Origin of the sequence: Pengzhenrongella sp., assembly GCF_036565025.1 — a bacterium.
GTDB lineage: Bacteria > Actinomycetota > Actinomycetes > Actinomycetales > Cellulomonadaceae > Pengzhenrongella.
Genome location: NZ_DATCNW010000467.1, coordinates 1 through 17670 on the forward strand (window position 1 = coordinate 1; position 17670 = coordinate 17670).

The 17670-nt window shown below is 69.6% G+C and carries 11 protein-coding genes; 7 read left to right on the plus strand and 4 right to left on the minus strand.

Annotated elements, in window-relative coordinates:
• Nucleotides 1-58: 58 nt before the first annotated feature.
• Nucleotides 59-1906, minus strand: coding sequence for an alpha-amylase family glycosyl hydrolase (locus VIM26_RS26090; RefSeq protein WP_331956246.1), 1848 nt, complete (start codon nt 1904-1906; stop codon nt 59-61).
• 261 nt (nt 1907-2167) lie between these two features.
• Between VIM26_RS26090 and VIM26_RS26095 the strand changes: the two genes are divergently transcribed.
• A complete protein-coding gene (locus VIM26_RS26095; RefSeq protein WP_331956247.1) occupies nt 2168-4285 on the plus strand; it encodes a hypothetical protein in 2118 nt (705 codons plus the stop codon).
• Nucleotides 4286-4310: 25 nt separating this feature from the next.
• The gene (locus tag VIM26_RS26100) at nt 4311-4829 is read left to right on the plus strand and encodes a GNAT family N-acetyltransferase (protein ID WP_331956248.1); all 519 of its coding nucleotides are present in this window, start codon (nt 4311-4313) and stop codon (nt 4827-4829) included.
• A 775-nt stretch (nt 4830-5604) separates the two neighbouring features.
• Here VIM26_RS26100 and VIM26_RS26105 read toward each other — a convergent pair.
• The 3 genes from VIM26_RS26105 to VIM26_RS26115 all read right to left on the minus strand — a co-directional run bounded on the left by VIM26_RS26105 (nt 5605) and on the right by VIM26_RS26115 (nt 6978).
• Nucleotides 5605-5943 (minus strand): hypothetical protein, encoded by a 339-nt coding sequence (locus VIM26_RS26105; RefSeq protein WP_331956249.1) that lies wholly within the window; start codon nt 5941-5943, stop codon nt 5605-5607.
• A gap of 179 nt (nt 5944-6122) precedes the next feature.
• Nucleotides 6123-6533: a VOC family protein gene (locus VIM26_RS26110; RefSeq protein ID WP_331956250.1), complete on the minus strand. Its 411-nt coding sequence runs from the start codon at nt 6531-6533 to the stop codon at nt 6123-6125.
• Between the two features lie 10 nt (nt 6534-6543).
• Nucleotides 6544-6978, minus strand: a complete 435-nt coding sequence (locus VIM26_RS26115) for a helix-turn-helix transcriptional regulator (protein ID WP_331956251.1) — start codon at nt 6976-6978, stop codon at nt 6544-6546.
• 260 nt (nt 6979-7238) lie between these two features.
• Between VIM26_RS26115 and VIM26_RS26120 the strand changes: the two genes are divergently transcribed.
• The 5 genes from VIM26_RS26120 (at nt 7239) to VIM26_RS26140 (ending at nt 17206) form a co-directional block, all read left to right on the plus strand.
• Nucleotides 7239-9620: a hypothetical protein gene (locus VIM26_RS26120; protein ID WP_331956252.1), complete on the plus strand. Its 2382-nt coding sequence runs from the start codon at nt 7239-7241 to the stop codon at nt 9618-9620.
• A 56-nt stretch (nt 9621-9676) separates the two neighbouring features.
• Complete coding sequence (locus tag VIM26_RS26125; protein ID WP_331956253.1) at nt 9677-9949, plus strand: hypothetical protein; 273 nt, start codon at nt 9677-9679, stop codon at nt 9947-9949.
• Nucleotides 9946-12057 (plus strand): glycosyltransferase, encoded by a 2112-nt coding sequence (locus tag VIM26_RS26130; protein ID WP_331956255.1) that lies wholly within the window; start codon nt 9946-9948, stop codon nt 12055-12057. The genes VIM26_RS26125 and VIM26_RS26130 overlap by 4 nt, the downstream gene beginning before the upstream one ends.
• 17 nt (nt 12058-12074) lie before the next feature.
• A complete protein-coding gene (locus VIM26_RS26135) occupies nt 12075-15317 on the plus strand; it encodes a glycosyltransferase (protein WP_331956256.1) in 3243 nt (1080 codons plus the stop codon).
• 116 nt (nt 15318-15433) lie between these two features.
• Complete coding sequence (locus tag VIM26_RS26140) at nt 15434-17206, plus strand: hypothetical protein (RefSeq protein ID WP_331956257.1); 1773 nt, start codon at nt 15434-15436, stop codon at nt 17204-17206.
• Nucleotides 17207-17670: the final 464 nt, after the last annotated feature.

Consider the following 17670-nt stretch of genomic DNA (forward strand, 5'->3'; position numbering starts at 1 on the left):
GCGGGTTGCGGGTTGCGGGTTGCGGGTTGCGGGTTGCGGGTTGCGGTTGGGGTGGGGGTCAGCGGGCGTAGATCGCTACGCCGCCGGGCGGCAGGTCCAGGCGCACGGCAACCCGGTCGCCGGCGACGACGGTGAGCGGGGTGCGTGGCCCGTTGTCGCTGCGGTACAGGCAGCTCAGGGTGTCGCTGACGTCGTGCAGCTCGGCGTCGACGGTGACCCAGGCGCCCTGGGCGGCGTGCGGGTCGTTGTTGATCGCGCAGAGCACCTCCCGGCCCGCGAGCAGGCGGGACCAGGCGATGATGCTGCGCACCCGTGCGCCGCCGAGCGCGGACGGGAAGCCGAACGTGACCCCGTCCCCGGAGATCTGCCGCAGATACTGCCGGCCGCGGCGCAGCGCGGGCTCCTGGTGCCGGACGGCGAGCACCGCGGCGAGCTCGCGGCGCAGCGGGTTCGCGACGTCGAAGACGTGCCGGCCCCGGCTGCGGAAGGCCCCGAACTTGCCGCCGAACATCGCCTCCCGGATGTACCGGTCGGCGTCCACGCCGCCGCCGGTGCCGTCCAGGCCCTGCTCGCTGCCGTAGTAGACGCACGGGATGCCCAGCGTCGTGGCATTCAGGGCGAGCACCGCGAGGGCAAGCGCGGGGCCGTCGTCGTCCGCGCAGAAGCGTGCCTTCACGGGGCCCTTGCGGACCTGGTCGTGGTCGTCGTAGGAGGTCACGACGGTGTTGCGCAGCCAGGTGTGCGACTCCTTGCCGATCAGCGCGGAGTTGCGGAACAGGTCGAAGTAGCCGCGCGGGTCGCCCAAGCCCTTGGCGGTCGCCTCGAGCTGGGCCTGCACGTCGGCGAGCCCGAGCGCGGCGTCCAGGCCGGTGAGCTCCATGGTGTCCACGGCCTGCTCGCGGGAGCCGGTGATCTCCCCGACGAGGAAGAATCGGTCCTTGCCGATCGACTGCGCGAACTCGTGCACGGCGGACGCGAAGTACCGGGTCGCGCCCGGATCCATGTGCTTGACGGTGTCGATCCGGAACCCGTCGAGGTCGGCGAACGCGATCCACCAGCAGTACGCCGTCGTCAGCGCCCGCAGTGCCGGGGAGGGGACGTACTGGTCGGTCGGGCCGGAGCCGTGGGTGATGTCCTTCAGCCGCTGGAAGTCGCCCTCGACGTACTCCGGGGCGTGGTCCCAATTGATGATGTACCCGCGCCGGGTGAAGGTGCTCGGCTCGTGCAGCTCGGCCGGGAACACCGCGCCGTCAGGCCACGCGGACGCGGCGGCCTCCTTGGTGAAGGGCAGCAGCTGGCCGTCGTCCCGCCAGCCGGCGACGGCGTGCTCCGTGCCGTCCCAGGGCGCGTCCGCCTGGTAGGCGAACACGTCACCGGTGTGGTTGAGCACCACGTCCAGGATGACCCGCAGCCCCGCGTTGTGCGCGTCCTTGACCAGGTTGCGCAGGTCGTCAGCCGTGCCGAAGTGCGGGTCCACCTGCAGGAAGTCCTGGGTGGCGTAGCCGTGGTAGTTCGTCGCGACCCCGGCCGCGACGGGGGTCAGGCTCTGCTTGAGGACCGGGCTGATCCACAGCGCGGTGATGCCGACGCCGGCGAGGTAGTCGAGCTTGCTGCGGATCCCGGCGAGGGTGCCGCCCACCCAGGACCGCCCCGCCTCGCGCCACCGGTCGGCGTCGTCCGGGGTCTGGACCGCCCCGCCGTTGTCAGCAGGGGTGTACAGCGGCGTGTCGGCGTCTGCGGCGGGCGGCTGGGACGACGACGGCATGCTCTCCCGCCCGTCGGAGAACCGGTCGATGAGCAGGAAGTACAGGACCTCGTCCTCCCACGCGCTGGGCGAGGGAGTCTTCGGTTCCGCGCCGGCTCGCGCCAGGTCCAGCTCGCCCACGCTGCGCACGTCGATGCTCACGATTTACCCCTGTTTGTCGGTCCCACCTGCGGCGTTACGCCTCGTTGTCGCGCGCCGCGCCCTCGCGGGTCCGATCCTTTCGGCGCGCTGCGGACCGTGTCAACACTCCGCCGGGGAGTGTCGTGGACCGCGTCGCGGACGCCCCCCAGCCTCGCCGCGTAGGATCGCGCGTTGACGCACGCGGGCCTCGCAGGGGGAACGCACCGTCCGGCGTGCGGCGCTGGACGATCAGCGCAAACCCACGACGAGAGGCTTGTTCGAGTGCGCGAGGTAGCTGGGGCCACTGCAGTACTCGGGGTCATCTTTATCGTGCTCGGGCTGCCGTCCGCGGTACTGCTCCGCGAGAAGGCCGACGGCTGGGTGGCAGCCCTGGTCGACGCCGCGATCCACGGCCTGCTGTGGCTGCCGCTCGCGGTCACCGCGTGGGCCTGGCTCGGGTGGTGGGGACTCGGCGTGGTGGTCGCGGCCTGGGTCGCGACCGTGGTCGCCGTCGTGCGCGGGCGGATGTGGCCCGCGGTCAGGCGCCTGCAGGCGAGCCGCACCGACCTGGCCTACGGCGCGGGGTGGCTCGGCGTGCTCGGGGTCGCCGCGCTGCTGCGCCTGCGCGAGGTCAACTTCATCTCGTGGGTCGGCGACATGGGTGCCTATGTCAACTGGGCCAACGAGTTCGTCCGCACCGGCGTGCTGCACGCGTCGTGGCCGCCGCTGTTCCCGTCCTACCTGGCCGTCTCGACGTTCCTGTTCGGGCCGGCGCACACGACGATCGGCATGGCGGCCACCGGGCTCGTGCTGGTCCTCGCCATGGCCCGGCTGTTGATGGCCCTGCGCGCCGACCGGTGGCTCGCGCTCGCGGGCGCCGCAGCCGTGGCAGTGAGCGTGCACGCCGTCTGGTACTCCTCGTTCCCGAGCAGCGAGTCGCTGAACGCCCCGATCCTGCTGCTCTGGCTCATCCTCATGCTCCGCGTGCTGCGCGCCGACCGCGGGCGCGACCTGCCGGCGATCGTCGGGACCGGCGTCGCGATGCTCGCGCTCAGCCTGGTCCGCGGCTCCGGCGGGATGCTGCTCATCCCGCTGGGCGGCGCGCTCGTGCTCGTCCTGCTGGTGCGCGCCTGGCGCGGCGTCGCGCTGGCCCTGTGGAAGGTGACCGCGGCCTGCACCCTCGCCGCGCTCATCGCGTACTGGTACGGCATCAGCAAGATCCGGCCGTACTTCGTCGTCATGCAGTTCCAGGACATGGTCTCGGAGTCGCTCTGGGCACGGATCAAGGACTTCAGCCTGTTCAACCCGACGCCGGCGACGGCGGTCGTGCTCGTGCTCGCCGTCGCCGTGTTCCTCGTGGCCGGCACCGTGCTGGTGCGCTGGGTCGCCGGGCACGCCGGCGTCGAGGGGCGCCGGGAATGGGCCTCGAAGATCGTGTTCGTCGGCCTCGCCGCGCTGCTCGCCTTCTTCGTCGTGCGGCAGGTGCTCGACGGCGGACAGGTCTGGACGATCCTGCAGCGGATGGGCTCGTGGCTCGTCGTGGGCGGGGTCGTGGCCCTTGCGGCCACCGCGTTCGTCCGACAGCGCGCCGAGCAGGCCGTGGTGATGACCGCGGGCCTGACGGTCATCTTCTTCATCAAGCTGCACTCGATCCGGTTCATGGGTGCCCCGGTGACCCACTCGTTCTACCTCTACTGGGACCGGTACCTCGTGAGCGAGGTGCTGCCCCTGCTGACGGTCCTGACGTTCCTCGGGCTGACGCTCCTGGTGCGCGGTGCGGTCTCGTGGATCAACGTCAAGGGCGGCAAGGTCATCTCGACCGAGCTCGTGGCGGCCGGCGTCGGCCTGGTGCTGCTCGCCCTGGTGGTTCCGCCGACCGCGCCCACGCTGCGGGTGACGACGCAGGACACCTACATGCGTGGCGCCTACACGATGACGCACGAGATCGCCGACCTGGTCGGCAAGCCCAGCACCCCGGTGTACTGGTCGGCCGACGCGGCCGGCATCCCCCCGGGCTTCTTCTTCCCGAACACCTGGATGGCGTTCGCGGTGCCGATGGAGATGAGCTTCGGCTACAACTTCATCAACGCCGACCGAACCAAGGAGAGCGACTTCGCGCACGACGACGTGCTGTCCGCGAAGAATGTCGCCACGGTGGCCGCGTGCTCGGGCGACGCCTCGTTCGTAGCCGCGGACGTGGAGGTCGGCGGACCGCCGCTGGACCAGCGGCTGGCGGGGTCCGGGGCGACCGCGAAGAAGCTCGGGACCGCCGAGGAGCCGGTGCTGTTCTTGCAGCAGCCGGCCGGGCCTCGGGGTTGGTACTCGGTGGACTTCGAGGTGACGGCGTGGCGGGTGACGGTTCCGGCGGCGGTTCAGCCGGCGAAGCCGGTGTGTCCCTGAACTGATTCGTAGCGCACCATGTCCCATGGAAAACTCGGAGATCGACGTCCTCCGCGCAGCGCCGGTGATCAGGCCTGCGGAGCCGGGCGACATCGACGTGCTGCACCAGTTCATCCTCGACCTCGCGGCGGTGGAGGAGTTTCCCGGTCCGGTCCGAGCCCAGCCGCATCACTTGGCGGAAGCCTTGTTCGGCCCTCGACCGCGAGCGGAGGCCGTCGTCGCGACGATCGACGGGCAGCCTGCCGGATTCGCGCTGTTCTACTCCACCTACAGCACAGTGCTGGGCCAGGCGGGCATCCATCTCGACGACCTGTACGTCCGGCCCGAGCATCGCGGGAGCGGGCTCGGGCGAGCGCTGCTGGGTCACCTCGCGGACCTGGCCGTACAGCGCGGGTGCGGTCGGCTCGAGTGGTGGGTCTTGCGCACCAACGAGCCGGCCCTGCAGTTCTACCGGCGGCTGCACGCTCGCGCGCTCGATGAGATCGAGGTCCACAGACTCGACGGCGACCTGCTGGCGAACCTTGCGGCGGTCCAGTCGGCCTGAACGTTCACGGATGGCGAAGGAATGCCATCGGGGACTGCGCTATCAGACTATTGTTCCGTCGGCGCGGTGCGGGCGCACGGCGCTGCCCTGACCCGCCTGACGCGCATGCTGCCCGACCGGTTTCTCGACCGGGTCATCGCAGCGAACCTCCGCACATACTTGCCAACGTGACGTCTCGCCGCCGTCGCCAGGCAGCCGGCCGACTCGACCTCAGTGCAGCCCTCAGTGCAGCGAAAGTGCACCAAAATGCCTCATTCACTGCACTTTGGATGCACTGAGCGATGCACTGAGCCCCGCCCACCCCACGGTGCTCAGGGGCCGAGTCCGCCATCGACACCGACGGCCTCGACCCGCCGTCGACACCGAATGGCCTCGACCCGCCGACCTCGGGCTCGCTCGCGCGCCGAACGGGGAGTCGTTGTCGTGTTTTCGGCGCTCCGACGACAACAACTCCAAGTTCGCGGCGCGAATCGGCAGCATGACCCGGCTCCGCGCACCGAGTGTGGTCCCGTCCTCGCCGGCGTCAAGGCCAGGCCCTTCGGGTGGCCTGCGGCCAGCCTTGACCCCAACTGCGGGCGCGCCACCTACGCAGCGAGAGGGAGCCCGGCTGCACGAATCCAGCAAAATCAGGTCTCTACGGTTTCAGGGGATTGCCAGTTCCGACGACGACCCCGGGCTCGGCCAGCACGTGACGAGATCTTCGTCGGGGTCATCACCCGCCAGGCGATCCGCCGCGGCACGTTCCACAACGTCAAGGACTAGGTCGCCGTCCGCCTCAGAGATGGCGACCGCGACGTCCGGTGTCGGGGCGGCTGACGTCGGCGCGCTGGCCCGCGTCGCGAGGACGTCGGCGCGCCGTGACTGACGCAACGATCATCGCCACCAGTGCTGCCCCGAGCACCGCCCCGCCAGTGGCCCAGCCGCCCAGCTGTGCCCACCGGGCCCTGCCGCGGACCACAGCGACGAGTCCCGCAACGAGTGCGTACAACCCGAACATGATTGCGGCACCAATGAAGCCGCCGCGCAGGGCGGCGACGAGAACGACGACGGCCAGGCCACCCCACCCGATGGCTTTTGCCGTCGTGGCGTCTCTGGGCGGTGCGGAGCCGCTCACCCTCGTCGCAGTGCCGGTGGGCGATTCTGGCCAACCGTGCGGGGGATCGAAACGAGCGCTCACAAGACGTCCCGGGTGATCAGGCGCGATGCGCCAGGAGCCTTCCGGGCGTGAGTCGGACGTTATTGTCGTTCGTCGTCGCGGTGCGGGCTGTTCGGCAGACTTCGCCCACCCAGAGGTCAGGCCGCGGGTGCCTGCGCCACCCGGACGGTGTTGCCCGACGGGTCGCGGAACGCGCAGTCGCGCGGGCCCCACGCCTGGTCGAGGGGCTCCTGGAGGACCTCGGCGCCGGAGGCGCGCACAGTCTCGAAGGTCGCGTCGACGTCGTCGGAGCGAAACACCATCATCGGCAGGACGCCCTTGGTGAGCAGCTCCTGCAGCGCGTCACCGTCGGCCTGCGAGCGGCCGGCGTGCGGCACCGAGAGCACGATGTCCAGCCCGGGCTGCGCGTCGCTGCCGAGCGTGACCCAGCGGAAACCGCCCGAGGCCACGTCGCCCCGCACCTTGAGGCCGAGCGCGTCGCTGTAGAACGCGATCGACTCGTCGACATCGGTCACGGTGATGTTGCAGTACTGGAGCGCGATCGTCATGAGCGTGACTCTATGCCGCGGGGTTTTCGGTCGCGATCCGGCTCGAGGCGTTCCGGACCGGGCGCGTCTGCGTCTTTGCGACACAGGTGGGCATGGCCTTGACCGCGCTGTGCTCGTGGCTCCGGTAGGCGGTCGGGGTCTGCCCGACGATCTCGGTGAACCGCGAGCTGAACGAGCCGAGGGACGTGCAGCCGACCGCCATGCACGCGTCCGTGACGCTCACACCGGCCCGCAGCAAGGCCATCGCACGTTCGATCCGGCGGGTCATCAGGTAGCCGTACGGCGTCTCGCCGTAGGCCGCGCGGAACCGGCGGGAGAAATGCGCGGGCGACATGAGTGCGCTGCGGGCGATGGTCGCGACGTCGAGCGGCTGCGCGTACTCACGGTCGATCAGATCCCGGGCACGTCGCAGGTGAGCGAAGTTCTGCAGCTCGAGCGGGGTCACGATCCGACATTAACACCGAGCCCATCCGGCGTCAGAGGCCCTTTCCGCGGAGGAGTCCGAGACACCTTCGAACGCGCAGCCGTGGTGCCCTTGACTCGTCAGTAGACTCCTTGAGGCAACCCGGGGGACGCACCGTTCGAGCGCTCGATCAAGGTCCCGCGGCCAGTTGCGGTCCCGCACCGCTCGCGAGGTTGAACCGGCTGGCGTCGGCTGTCAGAGACGCTGGAGATTGTCCGGTCCGCCGGAACAGATGGAATCGCATGTCGAGTGAGCAACCCTCCGTGCCGTATGCGGCATGCACGATCGTGGCGCGGAACTACGTTGCCTACGCCCGAGTGCTCGAGGCCTCATTCCGAAAGACGAACCCCGGCGTCGATTTCATCACGCTCATCATCGACGGCACCGAGGCCGATCGCGTGGAGGCGGGCCCCAGCATCGTGTGCCTGCTCGACGACCTGGGGCTGGACTCGGCAGTCCTCGAGCCGATGGTCGTCATGTACTCCGTCATGGAGTTGGCGACAGCGCTGAAGCCATCGATGCTCCAGGCACTCCTGAGGTGGGGATACTCCGCGGTTGCCTACTTCGACCCTGACATCCTGGTCCTCGGCGACCTGACCGACCTCTACGAGGAAGCGACGGCGCACGCGACGGTGCTGACCCCGCACGCGCTGGCTCCGATCGCCCGCGACGGACTCGAGATCCAAGAGAAGACCATCATGCATTCCGGGATCTACAACCTCGGATTCATCGCGGTCGGAACGCGGTCGGCGGAGTTCCTCGAGTGGTGGCATGAGCGCCTTCTCACGGACGCGGTCGTGGACTTCGAGAACGCGCTGTTCACGGACCAACGGTGGATCGACTGGGTCCCGGCGCTCTTCGAGCACGCGATCTCGCGGGATCCGGGTCTGAACGTCGCCTACTGGAACGCTCATGAGCGACCGCTGACCCGCGGCGCGGACGGCGAGATTCTCGCGTCCGGAAGGCCCCTTCGATTCTTTCATTTCAGTGGTTTCGACATGAAGTTCCCCTGGCTGCTCTCGCGATTCATGGGCGACCAGCCGCGCGTGCTTCTCAGCGAGCGGCCCGTGCTCCGGGAGCTGTGCCACGCGTATGCCGACGCCCTTCACGAGCAGGACTACGACCGTCGTCGGACCCAGCCCTACCGATTCGCGGCGCTCGAGAACGGTCCCGTGCTCACGCCCGTCGTGCGGAGCCTGTACCGCGACGCGACGACAGGGGCCTTGCCGCTGCAACCGCCCCCCGCGCATCCCGTCAGCGACCCCGCCGGCCTGGTGCGCTGGCTCAGGACGCCTGTCCAGTGCGCGCCGTGGGCTCGCCTCGCACCGGCAGACATCGGGTTATGGCGCAGCAGGCCGGACCTGAGAAGGAGATTCCCGTCGCCCCTGGGAGCAGCATCGTGGTACCTGCGTCGCTGGCTCGACACGGATCCTTCGGTCGTCGACTTCTACCGTGACCACCGGCTCGGTGAGCCCGAATCGTCCGCACGGAGCGGGCACTACGGTGCGCGGCGACGTTCGGGATGGTCGGTGGTCGCGTGCGGTGAGCCCGAACCGTCCGGCGAGGCGCGGACGGTGGCGCGCCGTGTCGCACGGGAGGCGACGCGAGCGGGGATTCCGACCGAGCTCGTCGAGCCGCTCCGCGAGGATCGGCGACCCTTCCCGCTCTGGATCCACCGCGGTGTCGGCGCGCATCAGGTGCACGACAATGTCATCGTGTGCGTCGATGCGCAGCACCTCTCGGAGGATCGCATCGTGCAGGCACTCGCGGGGCGGCCGGGGCACCGAATCGGACTCTGGTTGTCCGCGGACACGTCGGTCGGTGCTGATGAGCGCCACATTCTGGAGCTGTTCGACGAGCTCTGGGTGCTCAGCCGCACCACCGAGCTGGCGTTGAAGACATGCACGAAGCGGCCGGTGAGGTTGGTATGCCTGCCGCACCGGACGGCAGGCGCCGATGTCACGACGGCCGACCAGCTGCCCTGGCTCGACGAGATTCGCGGCTCGGGCCCGTTGTTCCTGCTCTCGCTCGACGCGGGGGCCGATGTCGAGCAGCAGAACCCGGGTTCGGCCATCGACGCGTTCCGCCGAGCGTTCTGTCCCGAGGATGATGCGCGACTGCTGATCCATGTCCGCAACGCTGCACTGACGCGTCACCAGATCGAGATGATCAGGCACGCGCAGGGCGACCGGACCGACGTCGTGCTGGTGACGGCCGAGGTCGGCGAGGGCGCCGAGGGGAGGGTCGTCGAGCGAGTGGACTGCATCGTCTCGCTGCACCGACGCAGCGCGTACGGGGTCGCGCTCGCCGATGCGGCCTCGTTCGGCACCCCGATCGTGGCAACAGGGTATTCGGCACCGATGAGCTACCTCGACGAGGACCGTGCCCTGCTCGTTCCGTTCTCCCTCGTCCTGCGCACGCCACGAAGTGCGGTTCGACCGGGAGAGACCCTTGACCTGTGGGCCGAACCGGACGTTGAGGCGGCCGGCCGCGCCATGCGGACGATCGTGGAGGACGCCGGGCGGGTCGCACGCATGGTCGAGAAGGCACGCGCTTCGTCCGCCCACGGTGCGCAGCCGGTTCGTGACAGGCTTCGGCTGAGTACTCTCGAGCCCGGTCGATGACGTGAGATCGCAACGGCACACCGATGATCGCTGAGGAGGGACCGCAGGTGAGAGCGGTGCAGACGAGCACCAACGGGTATGAGGCGCCTGAGCCACCGCGCGAGGGCACGCCCGAGCAGCACCGCCAGGAGCTGGCGGATGCGGTCGCGGCCGCTCGGGGAGCTCACGAGTTGGTCGAGGAGATGCACCAGGCCCTGGCCGAGGTGCCCGAGCTTCGCAGGGAGGTCGCGCGACTCGAGGCCGAGCTGAGGGCGTTGCGTGCGACGAAGACGTTTCGCTTCACCGCTGGGCTCCGGGCCATTCACGCGTCGCGGCGGAATGTGGGATGAGTTCGGCCGACCCGGAGCCGATCGACCCGCGCTCACGAGCTGCGCGGACGATCCGAGCCTTCTACCGGGTGGTGGAGACCTGTGCGCCGGCGGGCTCGCTGCGACGGCGCGCCTACCGGGCGGGCGTTCGCGGGCTCACCTGGAGGCCGCGCAGCCCGCTATTCGGGCGGGGGAGCGCCGGTGCGGTCATCGACCTTCGCTCGTCGGGCGCCCCTCGGGTGAGTGTGATCGTCCTCGACGACGGGCACGATGCGGGGGTCGATCGATGCCTCGCCGCCCTGGAGCGGCACCCGCCGACCACGCCGTACGAGGTGATCCTGCTCTCGCACGCAACGGCGGCCGCCGCCGCGCGCCGGACCGTCGCCGGGGTCCGTCTGGTGCATGGAGAGATCCCCTCGCCAGTTGCCGCCGCGACCCGCCTCGCCGCGGGCGCAGGCGCCGTCCGGAGTGAGCTCGCGGTCGTGTTGTCGTCTCGAGCGGAGGTGGCGGCGGGCAGCCTCGACGCGCTCGTTCGGGCGGCCGATGAGCGTCCTGACGCGATGGCGTTCGGCGCCCTCATCGTCTCGGCCGAGGGTCGGGTCCGGCACGCCGGGGTGGCGCTGCTGCCCGGCGGTCGGCGCGCGGCATATCGCGAACACCACGGCTCGGCCGCCCAGGAGTTCGCCTTCCGACGCGACATCGATGGTTGTTCCGCGGCGGTGTTCGCGGTTCGCACGGCGGCGATTCCCGAGGTGGTGCTCGACGGACCGAGCGGCTGCGTCGAGTTCCGTTCGGCGGGCGACAACGGTTCGTTGCGGATGACCTTCGAGCCGGCCGCCGTGGTGGTGCTGCACGACGAGGACCTGCCCCGCGTGCCCGACGCCACGCCCGACGACGATCGGGTGCTACCGGCGGCGGACCTGGTGCTGCGGGCGGTTCGCCGGCGTGTCTCCGGGTCGTGGGTAGTCGTCGTCGACGTCGCCGTCCCGAAACCCGACCGCGACGCGGGCTCGGTCCGCCTGCTGCAGATGCTGTTGTCACTTCGAGCCGACGGTCATGGCGTGCTGTTCGTGCCGCACGATCGCGACAGCGGCGGTGCCTACGGCAGAACCCTCACGGACAACGGGATCGAGGTGCTCTTCGGTCCTGTCGATCTGCACTCGCGACTCGAGTCGATGGGGGAGCTGGTCACCGCGGTCATCCTGGCGCGGGCCACCGTCGCGTGGCCGTACCTGCTGATGGTGCGTCGGATCCTGCCCGACGCGCCGGTCTACTTCGACACGGTGGACCTCCACTTCCTCCGGGAGGAGCGCGCCGACGCCCTCGCGGGGCGATCGACGCCGTCGCCGATCAGCACGGCGACGCGCGAGCTGGAGCTCGCCCTGGTTCGGGCGAGCGATCGGACGTTCGTGGTCTCGCCCATCGAGCAGGAGCTGCTGAGCCGGCTCGTCCCAGGGGCCGACGTGCGGGTGATTCCCCTGGTGCAGCCCGCGTTCCCGGAGTCGTCCGGGCTCCTGGGCCGGGACGGAGTGGTCTTCGTGGGTGGTTTCGACCACGAGCCCAACGTCGACGGCGTCGGCTGGTTCCTGGCAGAGGTCCTGCCCCTCATCCGGTTGACCCTTCCGGCGTGCACCTTCTCGGTCGTCGGCCGGCGGCCGCCGGCGAGGCTGGTCGGGTTGGCGCCGAGTGGCGTCGAGTTCCTCGGCTGGGTGGCGGACCTGGCGCCTGTCTATGCGGGCGCACGGGTCGCGGTGGCTCCCCTGCGCTTCGGCGCCGGGGTCAAGGGAAAGGTCGTGGAGGCCATGTCGTACGGAGTGCCCGTCGTCGCGACCGGCATCGGCGTTGAGGGGATGCCGCTCGAGCACGACGTCACGACGTTGATCGCCGACGGCGCCGACGCGTTCGCGAGCGAGGTCGTGCGGCTGCTCCAGGACGACGCCGCCTGGGTCAGGCTTGCTCGCTCGGCTCGTGAGGTCGCCGAGAACACCTACGCCGCGTCGGCTTTCGAGGTGACGCTTCGCGACGGTCTCGGGCCCCTGGGCGCAGGCCCAGCAAGCCCCCACAATGGCTCGAACGCGCAGGTAGGCTCGCCGAACGTGCCTGAGAACGGCAGCGCCGGGGTGTCATGACATCGGAGGAACGGCTCGTGCAGCCAGAGCAGCCCAGGGTTACCGACCGCCTAATCGAATGGACGGGGGAGCGCTGCGTTCCGTGGACCGGCGACCTGCAGGTCGTCTACGAGCACTACCACCGCTACCTGCTCGCGCGAGCGCTCGTCGACGGTAAGCGCGTGCTCGACCTCGCCAGCGGTGAGGGCTACGGCACCGCGCTGCTTGCGGCGCGCGCCTGCGGCGTCGTCGGGCTGGAGATCGACCCGGCAACCGTCGCCCACAGCACGCGGACGTACTCCGAGGTCGACGGACTCGAGTTCGTCGAAGGGTCGATGCTCGATCTCTCCCGCTTCCCGGACGGCAGCTTCGACGTCGTCACCTGTTTCGAGGCGCTCGAGCACGTGGCCGAACACGATGAGCTCGTCGCGGGGGTCCGTCGCGTCCTGGCCGACGACGGGGTCTTCCTCACGTCGACGCCCGACCGGCTCGTGTACGCCGAGGAGCTGCACCAGCACAACCCGCACCACGTCCGTGAGCTCTCGCTGGCCGAGTTCCGGGAGCTGCTGGACGCGCACTTCGGGCACGTCCGCTACTGGGGACAGGCCGTCGCGGTCGGTTCGCTGATCCAGCCCGTGGACGAGGACCAGCCCGGTGGCGCGGGCGTGCTCGCCCTGGAGCGTCGGGGCGAAGACTGGGTCGACCGCGACGGGTACGCCCCCACCTACTACCTCGCTGCCGCGTCCCGCGTGCAGCTCCCCGAGCTACCGCGTCACTCGGTGCTGGTCGACGTCGACCTGGAGCTGGTGCGGTCCGCGCAGCGTGCGGAGCACGACCAGTCGAACCTCGTGCGAACCCGTGACGGCGAGCTGCTCGCGGCCAGGGACGATCACCGGCGGGATGTCGAGGCCCTGACTGCGCGGCTGGCTGAGCTCGACGCCGGCGAAGAGGCGGCTCGGGTGCAGCTGGGTGAGCTCACCTCGCAGGTGGCCGAGGTCACCGTGCAGCTCGAGGAGTCGCGCGACGACCGCATCCGCGACACGACCCAGCTCCGAGCGACCCTCGACCAGCTGCGGATCGACCTCGCGCAGGCCATCGTCGAACGGGACCTCGGCCTCGCGTCGGCGCGGCGGGCGGCCGACGATGTGGCGAGCCATCAGCGGGCGCTCGCCACGATCCGCAACTCCCGTGCGCATCGGGCAACGCTTGCCTACTACCGGATGGTCGAGAGCGTCGCGCCGGCGGGGACCCGGCGGCGCGGCCTGTACGGCACCGCCGGACGGGGCGTCGTCCGGGTTGCTCGCCGCGCCCAGCATCCCCTGCGGGGAAGCGCCGTCGGCCTCGTACCTTCCCTCGTGCTCCCGACGAGCGAGCGGCCGACCGTCTCGATCGTCGTGCCCGTGCATGGCAAGTGGTCCGTCACGGAGCAATGCCTGCGCTCGCTTGCGCAGCATGCCGGTGTCACACCGTTCGAAGTGATCGTGGTCGATGACGCGTCGCCGGATGACACGCGGTTGAGGCTCGGCTCGGTCGCCGGCGTCAGGGTTGTCGAGCTGGACAAGAACCTTGGTTTCGTCGGTGCCGTCAACGCCGGCATCGAGGCATCTCGCGGCACGTACGTCGTCCTGCTCAACAACGACACGCAGGTCACGACCGGCTGGCTCGAGGCGCTGGTCGAGACCGGCTCGCAGCCCGACGTCGGCCTCGTCGGGTCGAAGCTCGTCTATCCCGATGGTCGGCTCCAGGAGGCGGGCGGCATCATCTTCGACGACGCCTCGGGGTGGAACTACGGCAAGTTCGACGATCCCGAACGCGAGCAGTACACCTACCAACGGGACGTCGACTACTGCTCGGGAGCTGCGATCCTGCTCCGCCGCGAGGTCCTCGCCGCCGTCGGCAACCTGGATGAGTACTTCGCCCCGGCGTACTACGACGACGTCGACCTCGCCTTCGCCGTGCGCGAGGCCGGCTTGCGCGTGGTCTACGAGCCCCGCTCGGTGGTGGTCCACCACGAGGGCATCACCCATGGAACCGATGAGGCCGTCGGCATCAAGGCGTACCAGGAGGTCAACCGCCGCAAGCTGCGCCAGAAGTGGGCCCACCGGCTCACCGAACAGCTGCCGAACGAGGTCGACCTGGTGTCGGCCGCCGCCCGCCGCCGGAGCGGCGAGCGGATCGTCGTGGTGATCGATCACTACGTCCCCCGCCCCGACGAGGATTCTGGGTCCGTCCGCATGTACGGCATGCTGCTCACGCTGCGTCGGCTCGGCTATGGCGTGCTGTTCGTACCCGACAATCGCGACCGCGGTGACGTGTGGGGCGAACGGCTCGCGCGTGCGGGCATCGAGGTCCTCTACGGAGACACCCCGCTGGAGACCCGGTTCGCCGAGCTCAAGGAACAGATCGCCGCGGTGATCGCGTGCCGCATCACGATGGCGTGGCCGTACCTGCTCCTGGTGCGTCGCTGCCTGCCGGGGGTGCCGTTCGTGTTCGACACGATCGACCTGCACCACCTGCGTGAGGAGCGCGAGGCGGAGCTCTCTGGCGACCAGGCCGGCCTCGTGCGCGCCGGCGCGACCCGCGAGCTCGAGCTCGCGCTCGTGCGGGCGGCCGACGCGACGATCGTCGTGTCGCCGTTCGAGCAGAAGTTCCTCCAGGCGGAGGTCCCCGACGCCCGGATCCACATGGTTCCGAACGTCCACACACCGCACGAGGTCGCGTCCGGGACGACGAACAGGACCGGCATCGTCTTTCTCGGGAGCTTCGCGCACCCACCGAACGCCGACGGAATCCGGTGGTTCCTTCTCGAGGTGCTGCCACTGATCCACCTGGAGCTCCCCGAGGTGGTCGTGACCATCGTGGGCAGATCGGCGCCGGAGGACCTGATCGAGCTGGCACCCAAGGGTGTGGTCTTCCGCGGCTGGGTCGCCGAGCTCGACGACGTCTACGCCCGGGCGCGCGTGGCGATCGCGCCACTGCGGTACGGCGCGGGCATCAAGGGGAAGGTCGGTGAGGCGATGAGCTTCGGGGTGCCGGTCGTCGGCACGTCGGTCGCGGCCGAGGGCATGAGCATCCAGCACCGTGTCACCGGCTGGGTGTGCGATGACGGCGCGGCGTTCGCGCACGGGGTCGTCGAAGCCTTCCGCGACGACGAGCTCTGGACGGCGGTTTCGGAGGCCGGTCGCGCGCACGTCGAGCGAAACCTGGGGGGCGATGTGTTCGAGGGGCATCTGAAGTCCGTGCTGGCGAGCATGACCGTCGCAGGCCTGGGCCGCGGGTGACCGAGCGCGAGCTCCCACCTGACGAGTTCGTACGAGCTGTCGACGGCCCACCGCGGTCGCCCGAGCGTCGATCGCGCGCATGGCGCGCCCTTCGACGTATTCGATCACCACGGGCGGTGCAGGGGCTCGCGAGCGGCGCCGCCGTGGCGTTCTTGCTGGCGTTGCACGGTCAGGTGCCGGGCTTGATCTCCTCGACGACCGAATGGTTCTTCCTGGTCGGCCTCGACGAGTGTGGCTCGCTGTCGTTGCGAAACCTCGCGCATGGCCAGTGCGGTCTCGTCGGGGGCCCCGGCGGAGGTTCCATCGCGAACGGCATCGCGTTCGTGGCGATAGGTTCGGTGCTCATTCGGGTTCTCGGCCTTACGGCCGCGTGGGCCTATACCGGCACCGCCATCTCGTTGATGATCGTCGCGTTCGCGGGAGCGAATCTTCTGGCCCGTCGGGTAGGTCTTGGTCGCGTCCTTTCTTTCTTGGTTGCGACCCTGTATCTCGCCGGCCCGAGTCTTGTCGGGATGGTCGGCTTCAATTCGACGTTCTGGGGGGTCGCGCTCCTCCCCGCGGCGATATTTGTCCAGCTCAGGTTGGCGGACCGAATCGCGACCGGGCGGGTAGCGAGCCGGCTTCTCGCGCTGCTCGGCTGGTGGTTTTCGGTAGCTTTCATGCTCGCGCTCGACGGCTACGCGTTTCTCATGGCACAGTTCTCCGTCGGCGTGATCCTTGCTTTCTTGGTCATCGCTGCGATCAGGTCCCGGCAGGCGTGGATCAAAGTCGGCGGATTCATGCTGGTCAACGTCGCCGCATTTCTGGTCTATCGGCTGGCGGTGCCCGGCGCCGGATCCTGGGAGAAGTCCTCGATCGACCTGTTCCGGGCCATGGGTGCGGATCTCACCACGCTCGCGCTGCCCTCGGACGCGGTCTGGTGGTCCGTATTCACCGGGGTGGGTGTGAGGCCTGAGCTCCTGTGGGGCGATGGAACGAACGCGCGATACAACTACCTCGGGTGGGGCGTAGTTGTGCTCGCCGCGGTCGGTTTCCTGGTCTGGCGAAAGCGCGAGAAGCTGGTCGTGCCGCTGGCGCTCGTCGCTCTGCTGGCGATCGGGCTGAGCCTCGGACCATCACTCAAGGTGCACGAGGTTCGCGGCCCGCTCACGATCCCCGTCACGTACGAGTCGTACCTGATGCCGGCCAAGAGCGCGGTTCTCGAGCTTCCGACGACCTGGGTGTACGAGCACGTCCCCGGCTTCGACGCCACCCGGGCGACGTACCGATGGCTAGCCGTTTCCCGGGTCGCTCTGCTGCTCCTCGCCGGCTTGGGCGCGCAGTACCTGCTGGCGCTCGACACGCGCGGGGTACGAAGACTTGCGACCGTCGGACTGTGCGTCCTCGCGGTGATCGAGATCGCGCCCCAGGCGCCCGTGATCATCAAGACGAATGCCACTCGCGCCGAGATGGTCAGGGCCTTCGACCGTGATGTTCTCACCGAGATGCGCCACGCGATCCCGCGCGACTCGCGGGTCGTCTTCGCCCCGAACGCGGAGTCGGAGAACGACTACCTCGCGAACTACCTGGCGCCGATGCTGCGAGTGCACGCCTACAACGTGGGTGGAGACAAGGCTCTCGCGGCTGCCCGGCCGCTCTGGCCGGAACCGGTGACCAAGCTCTTGATCGCCGATGCAGATTTCGCCGACGCCGCTGATCGCGTCCTCGCCGGCGGATACGCCGACACCGTCGTCATTCCGTTCTTCGACCTCCGGTGGAGTGCTTCGGCGTGGCCGACTCCCGATCAATTCAGGAAGCCCGGACTCGCCGCCGCCGAACAGGCTGCGGCAGACCCGCGGTTGGCGGTCCGCAGATTCGACACCTTCGCGATCGTGTCCTTGGCGCACTGATCCGGACCGGTCGGACGAATCAGCGGACGAGTTCCTCGCGAGCCCAGCCACCATGGTGGGCCCGCAGCGACAGCGGGCGGTGACCGCCATCTGCTCCCTCGGTCTGGATCGGTGTGACGGTGTGACGGTGTGACCCAAGCGATCGAGGGTCCCTGAGCCTCCCGTGAGGAGCGTCGACGTCGGGCACCGAGCGCGGCTGGCCGGCCCTGTCACGAGACACCAGGCCTGGCCTCCGGGAGGAGCGACCGAGGTGTCGGTTAGAATTCCGTCGCGCCGCGGCGCGGTCAGTCACGCTGAACGCGCGATCCCTTTCGGGCGCCCGTCACCTGAGAAGGACGTACATGAAGCTCTTCATCCAGGTCCCTTGCCTCAACGAGGAAGAGACCCTGCCCTCGGTTCTCGAGTCGATCCCCGCCTTCATCGACGGCGTGGACGAGATCGAGATCCTCGTCATCGACGACGGG

What these genes read in the sequence shown, in the direction of transcription:
- VIM26_RS26100 (WP_331956248.1), top strand. Translation starts at nt 4,311, where the DNA reads ATGGAAAACTCGGAGATCGACGTCCTCCGCGCAGCGCCGGTGATCAGG.
- VIM26_RS26110 (WP_331956250.1), bottom strand. Translation starts at nt 6,533, where the DNA reads ATGACGATCGCGCTCCAGTACTGCAACATCACCGTGACCGATGTCGAC.
- VIM26_RS26120 (WP_331956252.1), top strand. Translation starts at nt 7,239, where the DNA reads ATGTCGAGTGAGCAACCCTCCGTGCCGTATGCGGCATGCACGATCGTG.
- VIM26_RS26130 (WP_331956255.1), top strand. Translation starts at nt 9,946, where the DNA reads ATGAGTTCGGCCGACCCGGAGCCGATCGACCCGCGCTCACGAGCTGCG.